13 protein-coding genes are annotated in these 12610 nt (G+C 37.1%); 7 read left to right on the top strand and 6 right to left on the bottom strand.

The window, feature by feature from the left end:
- Nucleotides 1-69 precede the first annotated feature (69 nt).
- From F6K27_RS20285 to F6K27_RS20310, 6 genes are all read right to left on the bottom strand, one after another.
- On the bottom strand, nucleotides 70-333 hold the full coding sequence (locus F6K27_RS20285; protein ID WP_287278165.1) for a hypothetical protein: 264 nt from the start codon (nucleotides 331-333) through the stop codon (nucleotides 70-72).
- A gap of 12 nt (nucleotides 334-345) precedes the next feature.
- Complete coding sequence (locus F6K27_RS20290; RefSeq protein WP_287278167.1) at nucleotides 346-588, bottom strand: hypothetical protein; 243 nt, start codon at nucleotides 586-588, stop codon at nucleotides 346-348.
- 5 nt (nucleotides 589-593) lie between these two features.
- Nucleotides 594-992, bottom strand: coding sequence for an AAA family ATPase (locus tag F6K27_RS20295; RefSeq protein WP_287278168.1), 399 nt, complete (start codon nucleotides 990-992; stop codon nucleotides 594-596).
- A 24-nt stretch (nucleotides 993-1016) separates the two neighbouring features.
- A complete protein-coding gene (locus tag F6K27_RS20300) occupies nucleotides 1017-1796 on the bottom strand; it encodes an AAA family ATPase (protein ID WP_375339697.1) in 780 nt (259 codons plus the stop codon).
- 473 nt (nucleotides 1797-2269) lie between these two features.
- Complete coding sequence (locus F6K27_RS20305) at nucleotides 2270-3664, bottom strand: MFS transporter (protein ID WP_287278169.1); 1395 nt, start codon at nucleotides 3662-3664, stop codon at nucleotides 2270-2272.
- Between the two features lie 554 nt (nucleotides 3665-4218).
- Nucleotides 4219-6063: an NAD(P)H-quinone oxidoreductase subunit F gene (locus tag F6K27_RS20310; RefSeq protein ID WP_287241663.1), complete on the bottom strand. Its 1845-nt coding sequence runs from the start codon at nucleotides 6061-6063 to the stop codon at nucleotides 4219-4221.
- 241 nt (nucleotides 6064-6304) lie between these two features.
- Here F6K27_RS20310 and F6K27_RS20315 point away from each other — a divergent pair, with 241 nt between their 5' ends.
- The 7 genes from F6K27_RS20315 to F6K27_RS20350 all read left to right on the top strand — a co-directional run.
- A complete protein-coding gene (locus F6K27_RS20315; RefSeq protein ID WP_161564658.1) occupies nucleotides 6305-6454 on the top strand; it encodes a hypothetical protein in 150 nt (49 codons plus the stop codon).
- Nucleotides 6455-6465: 11 nt separating this feature from the next.
- Nucleotides 6466-6777, top strand: a complete 312-nt coding sequence (locus tag F6K27_RS20320; protein WP_124146612.1) for a carbon dioxide-concentrating mechanism protein CcmK — start codon at nucleotides 6466-6468, stop codon at nucleotides 6775-6777.
- A 434-nt stretch (nucleotides 6778-7211) separates the two neighbouring features.
- Nucleotides 7212-7553, top strand: a complete 342-nt coding sequence (locus tag F6K27_RS20325; RefSeq protein WP_124146613.1) for a carbon dioxide-concentrating mechanism protein CcmK — start codon at nucleotides 7212-7214, stop codon at nucleotides 7551-7553.
- Between the two features lie 555 nt (nucleotides 7554-8108).
- A complete protein-coding gene (locus tag F6K27_RS20330) occupies nucleotides 8109-8411 on the top strand; it encodes a EutN/CcmL family microcompartment protein (RefSeq protein WP_124146614.1) in 303 nt (100 codons plus the stop codon).
- A 111-nt stretch (nucleotides 8412-8522) separates the two neighbouring features.
- On the top strand, nucleotides 8523-10892 hold the full coding sequence (locus F6K27_RS20335; protein WP_353736028.1) for a ribulose bisphosphate carboxylase small subunit: 2370 nt from the start codon (nucleotides 8523-8525) through the stop codon (nucleotides 10890-10892).
- A 71-nt stretch (nucleotides 10893-10963) separates the two neighbouring features.
- Nucleotides 10964-12028 carry a hypothetical protein gene (locus tag F6K27_RS20345; protein ID WP_287278171.1) on the top strand — a complete coding sequence of 355 codons (1065 nt, stop codon included), beginning with the start codon at nucleotides 10964-10966 and terminating at the stop codon, nucleotides 12026-12028.
- 425 nt (nucleotides 12029-12453) lie between these two features.
- On the top strand, nucleotides 12454-12610 hold a 157-nt coding region (locus tag F6K27_RS20350; protein WP_287278175.1), incomplete at its 3' end, for a helix-turn-helix domain-containing protein.

Genomic DNA, 12610 nt, shown 5'->3' on the forward strand with positions numbered 1-12610 from the left:
TAGTGCTTATTGCTAAAAATTAAATCTAATTAATCTACAAAAAATATAAATATTGCTGCTTTATTTTTTCTATTTTCTGCGTCGAGGAATCAGTTCAGGTTTTGGGGGTTCATAAGATTTTAAAACTTTATCCCCAGTCAAAATTTCCACTTCAAATCCTAACTCAACATAATAGTCAAAAATCCGTTTAATTGTAGCATCTCCTAATGCAAATCCTCGACTAGCAAAATCCGGAAATTCATCAGCTAAATCCTTCAAATTTTCTGCATCCCATAACTTTGACTGTTCTATAAATGCTGCCCAAGGAGTTTGATTATCTGCAGTTAGTTTCATCAAATTTCCTAATTATTTAGCTATTTCATAACGCTTACTATTTGCTTGAGCAATATGATTACCTGTTTCAATAATTACTGCTAAAGGTAAAACAAAAATAGTCTTTGCTTTCTCCTCTTTTTCCAAAATTTCATAGACTTTAACCTTATCCCATTTATTACCTTCAGAACCACAAGTTTCCTTCCCAGGCACACCTAAATAAACACAAAAATAAACACAAAGAATTGAAGTATCAATAATTAGCACTTTTTTCATACTTTCTAGTCTGCTTTAAGACTCTTCTCAATCAAACCCTTACTGGCAATTTTTCCTAAAGTTCCTGATGCCATTAACTTCGGTAAATCTTCAATATCTTCTAAAGGAATTAACTGACTCTCTCCAGTTTGTTTATCTCGATAAGCTACCATCACAAAAGGAATAAATTTTGGAGTTAGTTCATCTAATAAAGCAGAATTATGAGTTGTAACCAAAACATCAATTTGTCGCAGTTCGCCAATTTCTCTTAACATTTGTAATAATAATCCAGCACGAGAAGGATGCAAACCATTATCTACTTCTTCTATAACAATTAAACTTTTTTCTGGCTGAGTTAACATAGCTGTTAAAATTGCCAAAAATCGTAAAGTTCCATCAGACATTCCACGAGCATCAACTATCATTGGTTGTTGGCTAGGATGCCAGATTTATTCACAGTAAAGCATGGCATCGCTATCTAATCTTCCTACAGTTTCAGCCCAAACTTTTCGCATACCTCCTTCTGGTAATTTTGCCAGATATTTTAATAAGTATTCTTCTACTTCAGTTTTCTGTTTTTCTGGTAATGCTGCTAAAACTCCCGCAATATTAGAACCATCTCTTTCTAACTTTTTTGATAGAGGTGAATAATCCCGCATTTGGGAAGTTATAGGATTTAAAATAAAAATATTTTTGAGGATATTTGGTACTATACTTTCGGCAAGCATCATTTGATGAACATTATCAAATTCATAGAAAGGAGTCTGTGTTGTAGAACGACCCAACCAAGGATTAGAAGTGGGATAAAATTTTTCAATATATTCTTTCTCTTTTTTTGAAATCTTCAAGTATATTTGACCATTTTTTCCAAGATTGAAGGAGATAAAAGAAAGTTGCTGAAATGAATTACTATCTGAGAGTTTTTGACTATCAATCAAAGTTAAAGATTCATCTATTACCTGTATAGTTGGTTGAGTTTCTATCGTAATTTTATAAAGATAATCAGCAGCTTCATCTTTGCCATCTACTAATACTTGAAAACTAAATTTTGTTCCAGGTTTTCTAACTGCCCACTCAACCCCACCTCTAATACCTGGAGTCAAGCGATCGCCTGTTAATACTGCTTCTACTGAAGTACCTTGCATAATACTATTCAAAAAATCCAAAGCATCAACAACATTAGATTTTCCACTAGCATTAGTACCAATTAAAACTGTTAAAGGGTCAATATATAATTCCGCATAACGGAAACTTTTCTAATTTTCTAAAGTTATTTGTTTCAGCATCAGACTTCTCCGAAAAAGATATAGATTTTTTGCAGGAGTAGGCAACAGTAATTTCAGTTATAAGTTATCAGTACCTCTGCAATAAGGAGGCTTGAAATAAGGAATATTCTCTTTTTTATACCTTTAAAAATGGAGGTTTTATGCCACATTTTTTAGTAATAAATATATGTTTATTAAAAAGAAAATAAAAAGTTTTTTTTAGGGTTATTTTTTATTTCCAAATTTTCCTCTAATTCAAAGGTTTATTTGTTTTTCGCCAGATGTTTATTAGACATCTTCAAAAATTAAAAATAAAATCAATTATCAGCATAAATTATAAATTATTTCCCCCTATTCCCTATTCCCTATTCCCTATTCCCTTTTTTCTGGAGATGTCTATTAGACTTTCCACCTACCACCTAAAACCTACCACCTTCCTATTCTTTCTTTTCCTTCAACTTCAACAATATTTCATCATGTACTTCCCGCGTAATAGGATATAAATAAGCCAACAATAATCCAACCACTAAAAACACAGTAGGTAACGGACCAATTGCCACCCGAATTGCCAAAAGAGCAGACTCCGGTTGAATAGGTGGAGTCTCCCCAGGAACACTTTCAATAAACCCAGCAATATCCAAAGCTACCCCTACCAAAAACAATCCAATAGCTAACCCTACCTTCTGCAAAAAAACCATAAAAGAATAAAAAATTCCCTCCCTTCTTTGCCCAGTATTTAACTCATCCAAATCAATAACATCAGGAATCATTGACCAAGGAACTAAATAAGCAGTTGATACTCCAAAACCAGCCATTATTGCCAAAGAATACATTAAACCAACCTGTCCAGGTTGAATAAAAAATAACCCACCCTGAGCAATTATCCACAAACAAACACCCATAAAATAAACAGCTTTATTCCCCAGTTTTTTACTAACAAAACTCCAAACAAATAACATAGTTAAAGCAGTACCTTGAACAGCGATCGCCACTTGAGGAAAAGTTGCTTCTGGTAACTGCATCCAGTTAATTACAAAGTAAGGCAAAATCGAAGCTGTTAACTGTACTCCCAACCAAGAACATAGATAAATTCCAATGACAAATAAAAACGGACCATTACTAAAAGCTACTCGAATTTGTTCAGCAATAGGTAAATTAGCATTATTACCTTCCTCCTGTTTTTTATTAGCAGTAAGTGTCCGTTTGCGAGTCCCCAAAAAACACCAATAAATAGGTAAAACACCAATTATTGCACAAACTATACCCAAAACTATAAATTGTTGAATAGGGTTATCTGGGAAAAGAGAAAAAATCAATTGAGCAAGAACCAAAGAAAGAATACTACCACTAATAGAAAAAGCAAATCTGAAACTATTTAAACTTGTTCGTTCATGGTAATTTTGTGTTAACTCTGGAGTCAAAGCAGCGTAGGGAAGATTAACAACTGTATAAGCAATATTAAATAAAATAGCAATTATCACATAATACCAAAATAAAAAAGACTGATTAGTACTAGGAACTATCCACTGCAAAAAAAATAAAATCCCAAAAGGAATAGCACCAAAAACCATCCAAGGATAACGTCTACCCCAAGGATGAACAGTGCGATCGCTCATCACTCCAATTATCGGGTCATTAATAGCATCAGAAATTTTACCAATCATCAAAATACTACCCGCAATACCAGCAGGTAAACCAGCAACATTAGTAAAGAAAAATAATAAGAAAAATACCTGGACATTACCGCAAATTGCCGGACCTAGATCGCCAGCACCATAAGCTAATTTCGTCCAGAAGTTAAGTTTTTCAGTTTGAGGGGAAAAGTTATTCATAAGATATCTCCAAAAAATAGGGAGTAGGGAGCAGGGAGTAGAAAGTTTTCATTAACATAAAATACAGAAATTTTGGCTTAAAAGCAGAGGGCACAAGTTTTGTAGTTTACCTTGTGAAAACCGTTATAAATACTCAAAACTTAGGTTTAATATAATAGGACTGACGCACGAGGCACGAAAAAGTAGTGTTTGAAATTACTTCCGGTGTCGGTCGCTGCGGACAGAAATACCTTCAACTGCATAAGTCCTGATAATAGAGTTGTCGCTAAATAAAGGGAAAAAATCACTCTAACCTAGACAGAGCAATAATTCCAAGCATTTTTATTTTCCAATAGCTACAATCCTTACAAAACAAGGTTTTTGGGATTTTTTTCAGTTATAAAGCGACAACTCTAATAGATATCTCTAGAAAATAGGGAATAAGCAACAGGAAGAAATATTTGAATATTTATGGATAAGAACTTGAGTAAAAGCACTAATACCAAAACGTTTTTCGCCCTTCCGCTCTAACCCTTCCGCTCTAACCCTTCTGCCTTCTTCATTCTTCCTTACCTTCAAAAGCTAAAATCAATCAACCACAGTGCCAAAACCCCCAAGACACCAACCCCTATCAGAATAGTAAGCACATAAGATTGACCTTTACCAGATACCCCATACTTCAAACCCTCCCCACTAAAAATCGTTGCCAAACCAACTAAATTAACAACTCCATCAACAATATAACGGTCAACCCAAGCATTTAACCTTGAAAGTTGGCTAACCGCAAATACCACAGTTACATCGTAGAAACGATCGATATAGAAATCATAAGCAAGCAAATCTTGAACAAAACGCAAAGGAGCATATACTGGTCGAGACCAAATTCTGCCTAACTCCATCATGCTACCAAAAATAACACCAATCAAACCAGATGCAACTAACAAAATCACAACAGCTATATTAATATAACCCCAGTCAGGTAATAGTGATAACCGTTGCATCATTATCGGTGTGAGTAGAGTAACGATAATTAACGATACCATCGGTACAGCCATTGGCCAGGGAACTTCTGGTGCCCGTTTCGTTTTCGGTTGAGATTCACCCCAGAACACCAAACGATAAACACGGGTTAAATTTAAAGCAGTCAGGAAATTAACAAATAACAAAACAGGTACAACCCAAGGATCGATAATCCAAAACACATCTAAACCTTGTCGTAACGCCCAGAAACCCCCTAAAGGTAATAACCCGATTAAACCTGCAGTACCTACTAAGAAAGAAGTTGTCGTAACTGGCATTCGAGACCCCAAACCCCCCATTTCTGTAAGATCTTGGCTATTTGTAGTCAAAATTACCCCTCCAGCACTCATAAATAATAGCGCTTTAGCAATGCAATGAGCTAATAGTAACAGCAAGCCAAAACCAGTCCATTGTGTACCAACAGAAATAAACACTAAACCTAGGTAAGCACTGGTAGAATGAGACAAAGCACGCTTAAGATCAATTTGAGCCAGAGCAACAAGAGAAGCTCCGATCGCAGTTATAGTTCCGATCACCACTAATACATCTAGAGCTATAGGAGCAATAATTAAAATCGGCTGCATTTGGATCAGTACATAAGCTCCCATGGCAACCACCACAGTATTCCGCAAAATTGAAGCTGGGTTTGGCCCTTCCATTGCCTTATCCAACCATAGATGCAGAGGAAATTGAGCGCATTTACCTATTGGCCCCGCAATCAAAGCCAATCCTAACAAATTACCAGTAATAGGAGAAAGTTCTACTCTTTCAGCCCATTCATATAGGTCAGTAAAATTCATACTGCCAGCTAAAGCTGATATGGCAACTACTCCCATGAGTAGTAAAACATCTCCGACTCGCTTCGTTAAAAACGCATCTCTAGCTGCTGTTACGACCAGGGGTTGAGCATACCAAAAACCTACTAACAAATAAGTAGAAAGAGTCAGCATTTCTAGCAAAGTATAGGAAATGAACAAAGAGTCACTAATTGTTAAGCCACTCATTGCTGCCTCAAAAAATCCCATTAGTCCAAAAAATCTGGCTAGCGCCCAATCCTTTTCTAAATATCCCAAAGCATAAAGTTGGGCTAATAGACTGAAACCCGTCACAACATCCATTGCTCCAACGGTTACAGATGAGATATTAAAGGCAAAAGATAAGTTGAGGTCTGCCGTTTGTAGCCAGTTGAATATGATTTCTCGTGGTTCTTGGTGACAAACAGCTTGATAAACAATGGAACCATGAATAAAGGCCAATAACGTCATCAAGATATTAAAATAAGCTGCTGGCCGTGGTCCCGTACGTTGAATTATCCCTGTTGACCAGGGTAAAGTCAAAATTGCTCCAATTAAACCATAAAAAGGTATCCACCAACAGTTTTGAGTCAGAAATTCCATGATTTATTATTTATTTACCTTTACTGTTAAAAATAAATATATATTATTAATATAGGTTCAACTTATTATAAGTATATGTACTGATTTTTTTGCTACTTACAGACCATAGTTCCAAAAGTAATAAAAAAAAATTTAGGATTGGTATCTGGAGGCTGAGGATCGCTAGAATTAGTAATTAAGTCATTAAGTCCAAAGATTTCAATCTTAGCTAATTTATTTTTATAAATACCTGCAATTATGAATTATGATGATAGTTGCTATTGTCAACGATGCCATGTTTCTCTATGCTAAAACTATAGCATTTGATAGGTTTAATCATAATAATGGGAATTCCCTTGAAAACTATCTAGAGACAACACTGGCCTCAATGCTTAAGTTAACTATTGGTCAATAGGAGGAAAATAAATGCCAATTGCTGTGGGAATGATTGAAACTAGAGGGTTTCCAGCGGTAGTAGAGGCTGCTGATGCTATGGTTAAAGCAGCTAGAGTTACTCTGGTCGGTTACGAAAAAATTGGTAGTGCTCGTGTAACAGTAATTGTCCGAGGAGATGTATCAGAAGTACAAGCTTCTGTTGCTGCAGGTATAGAATCAGCCAAACGAGTTAACGGTGGTGAGGTAGTATCAACTCATATCATTGCTCGTCCCCACGAAAACTTAGAGTATGTATTGCCAATTCGATATACTGAAGAAGTCGATCAGTTCCGAACTTATTAGTTAGCAAGACTCATTTGAGGCAGTGAGAATTACTACAAGTATTTTGACTAGAACTGGTTGATGAAAAGTTTTTTTTGCAGATAACTGCAAATATAATGATTAAAATCTTAGAACTAAGTAACTTTGCAGATCAAAAATCTACATCTGTGACCAATAATGCTTGACTTTCACAAGCTTTAGGATCGTGCTTTAGGTTCTGTAAGAAAAAACACCAACTTTACCCTAAGATCTTAGGGCAATCATTATTTAAGAGATTGCCCATTCCAGGGAAAGCCTTCAAAAATTATCATCTAAAATTCTAGTAAATTTAGGAATTAATCACTCCCCAACTTAGAGCATTATTTGGAAAAGCAATTATTATTCCAAATAGCCATAGCTAGGATAAAGTCAATACATATACAAGTAAAGCAAAAGAATATCACGGAGTAAGAATAATGTCAATTGCCGTCGGGATGGTAGAAACCCTAGGCTTTCCAGCAGTCGTAGAAGCAGCAGATGCAATGGTGAAAGCTGCACGAGTCACCCTTGTTGGCTATGAAAAGATTGGTAGTGGTCGGGTAACTGTGATCATTCGCGGAGATGTATCAGAAGTACAAGCTTCAGTAGCAGCAGGAGTTGATAACGTCAAGCGGGTGAATGGAGGCCAAACAATGTCTACCCATATCATCGCTCGTCCCCATGAAAACCTAGAGTATGTTTTACCTATTCGTTATACAGAAGAAGTAGAACAATTTCGTGACAGCACCAACGCTGTTCGTCCAGTAAATAGACCATAACTTGATTGCGGATAGCAGGTTTTGAGATTGAACTGAAAAAGAGAATTTACCTAGAAGGTGTTTCCTAGAGTCAAACAACAGTAGATAAGTTTCCTACTTTTAAAAGCTGTATTCCTTGGAATGAGGATTTTATGATCTACAAGAGTTAAATGGAGTATACCGTCAACAGATATAGTTCCATTCGTGAACTTCTGGAGTTTATTGAATCCTCAATCCTGACTGTGGAACTGTAAAATAGTTTCTGTTTTGAGTCTGACCACTAAAAGCTGCAATTTTTTAGATGCGATAAATATCTGAGACGCAGCAAATATATCAAAGCACTCAGCAATAATCAGTCAATATTTACTGAACGCTGAAGGGTATTTTATGGCAGTTAGGCATGACCGTAATATCCTACAGACTAGAAAAATCTAGCACCTTTGGGTAGAAGCAGAAGATATTAGTGAGCATTAGTGACTAAATTCTAGCACATAATAAAACCGAGAGTGAAAAACAACTTTTCAGGTTTCAATCTAAAATCTCATATCTGAAAATCATGTAATTAAATTAGAGATCATGCAAATTGCCAAAGTTCGTGGCACTGTTGTTAGCACCCAAAAAGAGCCTAGTTTACAAGGAACAAAGCTACTTCTGCTGCAATTCATAGACGAAGAAGGCCATCCATTGCCTAAATATGAAGTAGCTGCCGATAATGTCGGAGCCGGAATAGATGAATGGGTTCTGGTTAGTCGAGGCGGAGCAGCTCGTGAAATACCTCGTAGTGAACAACTGCCTATAGATGCCAGAGTAGTCGCAATTATTGACACAATCACAGTGGACAATAGCATGATCTACGGTAAAAAAGACCAATATCGTTAAACAGTCCATTAACTACCAATAGCTTGAACTGTTGGATGTTGAAATCTTGAACTGCAAGAAATTTATTTAGTACACTAACATCCAACAATTAGCTGAAGGAGAAAAAAAAATATGCCACACCGCAACGAAGCGGCTCCACCAACCCCCTGGTCAAAAAGTTTGGCACAGCCAAAGATAGATAATACCTCCTATGTTCACTCCATGTCTAATGTTATTGGAGATGTTCGCATGGGATCCCATGTATTAGTAGCTCCCGGTACATCCATTCGTGCTGACGAAGGTACTCCCTTCTTTATCGGCGCAGGAAGCAATATCCAAGATGGTGTAGTAATACATGGCCTAGAACAAGGAAGAGTAGTAGGAGATGACAACCAAAGCTATTCTGTATGGATAGGTAAAGATGTTTCTATCACCCACAAAGCACTAATTCACGGCCCCTGCTATATCGGAGATGAATCTTTTATCGGCTTTCGCTCTACAGTATTTAACGCCCGTATTGGTGAAGGCTGCATCGTGATGCTCCATGCTCTCATCCAAGACGTAGAAATTGCTCCTGGTAAGTATGTACCTTCAGGAGCAATTATTACAAATCAACAGCAAGCAGACCGTTTGCCAGATGTACAACCAGCCGATCTGGAATTTAGCCATCATGTGGTGGGAATTAACGAATCTTTACGACAAGGTTATCTCTGTGCAAAAAATACATCCTGTATTACCCCTATTAAAACTGACATGAATAATAATTACGGTAACGGTAACGGTTACAGTTACAAATCTTCTTTAGTACCAACTGGCTCTTTAACCCCAGAAGTAGTTGCTCAAGTGAGACAGCTAGTATCCCAAGGATACGATATTGGCACAGAACACGCTGATGTTCGTCGCTTCAAAACTGGTTCCTGGAAAACTTGTTCTCCAATTCAAAGCAAAAATTCCTCAGAAGTAGTAGCAGCTCTAGAAGCTTGTGTCGAAGAACACGCTGGAGAGTATGTACGTCTGTTTGGTATTGACCCCAAAGCCAAACGCCGAATTTCTCCAATTATGATTCAACGGCCTGATGGCAAAAAAATTCCTCAAAAATCGACTACTGGTAATTATAGTGTTCCCGCTGCTTTTGGCGGTCAACCTGCTACAACAAATAACACAGGATTAACTCAAGAAATTGTAGACCAAGTAAACTCCTTGCTATCTCAAGGATACAAAATTAGCACTGAGTATGCTAATGAACGTCGCTTTAAAACTAGCTCTTGGCAAAATGGCCCGACTATTTCAGAAAGCAGTGCCTCACAAGTATTACCAGCTATAGAGCAGTTTTTGGCAGAACATAGCGGTGAATATGTACGTTTGATAGGCGTTGATCCTGTAGCTAGACGTCGTGTTGTAGAAACATTAGTTCAACAGCCTGGCGATCGCCCTATTAAGCAATCTGCTGCTGCCTCTTTCACTGCTAAAACCCCTGCAAATAGCCACGGTAGTAAGCTAAACACAGGATTAAGTCAGGACGTTTTAGCTCAAGTAGGTTCCCTATTTAATCAAGGATATCGCGTCAGCATAGAACACGCTAATGCACGTCGCTTTAAGACTAGCTCTTGGCAGAGCGCTCCCATTTCGGCACAGACTACTGCACAAGCAATAGAGCAATTAGAAGCAGCTTTGGCACATTATAGTGGGGAATATGTACGTTTAATTGGTGTCGATCCTGCTGCTAAACGTCGGGTGTTGGAAGTATTGATTCAGGAGCCAAATGGCAAACGCCAAGGAGTTACTACAGCTTCTAATGGAGCAGGTAATAGTAAACCTCCTATTTATAATACTGCTCATACCAGTGTATCGAGTCAAGGCAGTGGGTTCAAGACAGAACTAAGTCAGGAAGTTTTAGCTCAAGTAGGTTCACTATTTAATCAAGGAAATCGCATCGGCATAGAGCACGCTAATGCACGTCGCTTTAAGACTAGCTCTTGGCAGAGCGCTCCCATTTCGGCACAGACTACTGCACAAGCAATAGAGGAATTAGAAGCTGCTTTGGCACAGTATAGTGGGGAATATGTACGTTTAATTGGTGTCGATCCTCAAGCTAAACGTCGGGTGTTGGAAGTATTGATTCAGGAGCCAAATGGCAAACGCCAAGTAGTTCCTACAGTTTCTAATGGAGCAGGCAATAGTTATCAACCATCATATAATAGTGTAACAGCTACTGCTAGTACCCAGAAGCTAACTCAAGAGGTTGTAGAACAAGTTCGCTCTTTAATTGCGAGTGGTTACAAAATAGGTACAGAGTATGCAGACCAACGCCGTTTCAAGACTAGCTCTTGGAAAACTGATACTCAAATTAATGGCAAACGTGATGCTGATGTTTTCCCAGCTATTGAGGAAACTCTAGCTCAACACGAGGGAGAATATGTCCGCTTAATTGGTATCGACCCTCAAGCTAAACGCCGTGTTTTAGAAATGATTATTCAGCAACCTAACGGTAAGGCTAAGTAAAAAAAACCAGAAAGTCAAAAGTTCAAAGTTGGAACTTTTGACTTTCAGTCGGATATTTGAAAGGAGTATTTATGCAGTTTACACCACTACAACCAATTGATAATACTGAACCTTTTGTTAGTGGTGATGTAAAAATTGAGCCGAATGTTGCGATCGCATCTGGTGTCATTCTCCAAGCTGCTGCTGATTGTCAGATAGTTATTGCTACAGGGGTTTGTATTGGTATGGGAGTTATTCTTCATGCTTACCAGGGCAACATTGAAGTTGAGTCGGGAGTCACCATTGGTGCAGGAGTGTTAGTAGTTGGTAAGAGTAAAATAGGGGCTAATGCTTGTATTGGTTCAGTGGCAACGATTATAGAGCATGATGTTGAACCAAATCAAGTTGTACAACCTACTTCTATTATAGGAGAGTCTGGACGACAAATTTTAGAAAATTCTACTACAGCTCCATCTCAACCTCCATCTCAAACAGTTTTAACACCACACATAACAACCACTACTAAAAGTAATGATGATTTGTCAGTAGACCCGGAATTAAGCAGTAGTTCTGAATTGAGTGAAGAAAATCTTTCTCAAACAAGTACTTTTAATTATCCAGATAATCATCAGGAATTAGGCAGTAGTTCTGAATTGGATGAAGAAAATATTGCTCAAACAAGTACTTTTAATTATCCAGATAATCATCAGGAATTAGGCAGTAGTTCTGAATTGAGTGAAGAAAATATTGCTCAGAAAAGTACTTTTAATTATCCAGATAATCATCAGGAATTAGGCAGTAGTTCTGAATTGGATGAAGAAAATATTGCTCAGAAAAGTACTTTTAAGTATCCAGGTAATCATCAAGGACTAAACAGTAATTATCAATTTTTCAAAAAAACTGAACCTGAAAATGATAATTCTAATGCCCTTGTTAATCAAGAATTAACAAATAATTCTTCATCACCAGACCAAGAAAAAGCTAAAAATGAAGAAGAAACTCAAAATAAAATTGAGCAGGCTAAAACTCAACTACAAGAAGAAGCACCTGAAACCACGAAAACTCCAATCTACGGACAAGATTATGTAAATAGGATGATGAAAACTTTATTTCCTCATAAAAATTCTCTTAGCTCTCATCCCGATGAAGAAGATTAGAAAAGTCATATTGGGTTAGTAAGGGAAACACAGAGGTAGTAGATGCCGAGGATTATAGGAATTTTTGTTACTTTTGACTGATGTTAGTTGAGATAAACTAAAAAATCTGATTTAGAGCAGGATATTTGTAGCAGATAAACAGCAGTCGGATAATTGACAATATAACTATTTTTTGATACAAGAAGGCTTGCTAATTTCAAAAAAAATATAATATAATTTGATAAATGTAGAGAACTAGCTGACAAAACTTTACTCTCATCCAGGGACAAAAAATTATTCAAAGTCTCTTTCAAGTAAAGTCCAATCAGCTCAACTATATTAATTTCTATTTTTGATTTTATATAAAAAAAACCTGAACTAGCTCTAAAGACCATCACCTTTGAAAAACCTAGCCAAAGAAAGGACATTTCTACAAATTTTCCACCATGCGGACTGCCTACCAATATAAATTAAGGCCCAACAAAGAACAAATAGCCACTATTCAATTGTGGTTGGAATTGTTGCGTCGGCAGTACAACTATAGGTTAGGAGAGCGGTTTTCGTGGTGGTCAGAAAATCGTTGTCCAGTTAACGCTTGCCCTT

This window comes from Okeania sp. SIO2F5 (assembly GCF_010692685.1).
GTDB lineage: Bacteria > Cyanobacteriota > Cyanobacteriia > Cyanobacteriales > Microcoleaceae > Okeania > Okeania hirsuta.

Coding starts and splice junctions, on each gene's coding strand:
- F6K27_RS20285 (WP_287278165.1), bottom strand. CDS start 333: ATGAAACTAACTGCAGATAATCAAACTCCTTGGGCAGCATTTATAGAA.
- F6K27_RS20290 (WP_287278167.1), bottom strand. CDS start 588: ATGAAAAAAGTGCTAATTATTGATACTTCAATTCTTTGTGTTTATTTT.
- F6K27_RS20295 (WP_287278168.1), bottom strand. CDS start 992: ATGATAGTTGATGCTCGTGGAATGTCTGATGGAACTTTACGATTTTTG.
- F6K27_RS20305 (WP_287278169.1), bottom strand. CDS start 3,664: ATGAATAACTTTTCCCCTCAAACTGAAAAACTTAACTTCTGGACGAAA.
- F6K27_RS20315 (WP_161564658.1), top strand. CDS start 6,305: ATGATGATAGTTGCTATTGTCAACGATGCCATGTTTCTCTATGCTAAA.
- F6K27_RS20320 (WP_124146612.1), top strand. CDS start 6,466: ATGCCAATTGCTGTGGGAATGATTGAAACTAGAGGGTTTCCAGCGGTA.
- F6K27_RS20325 (WP_124146613.1), top strand. CDS start 7,212: ATGTCAATTGCCGTCGGGATGGTAGAAACCCTAGGCTTTCCAGCAGTC.
- F6K27_RS20330 (WP_124146614.1), top strand. CDS start 8,109: ATGCAAATTGCCAAAGTTCGTGGCACTGTTGTTAGCACCCAAAAAGAG.
- F6K27_RS20335 (WP_353736028.1), top strand. CDS start 8,523: ATGCCACACCGCAACGAAGCGGCTCCACCAACCCCCTGGTCAAAAAGT.
- F6K27_RS20345 (WP_287278171.1), top strand. CDS start 10,964: ATGCAGTTTACACCACTACAACCAATTGATAATACTGAACCTTTTGTT.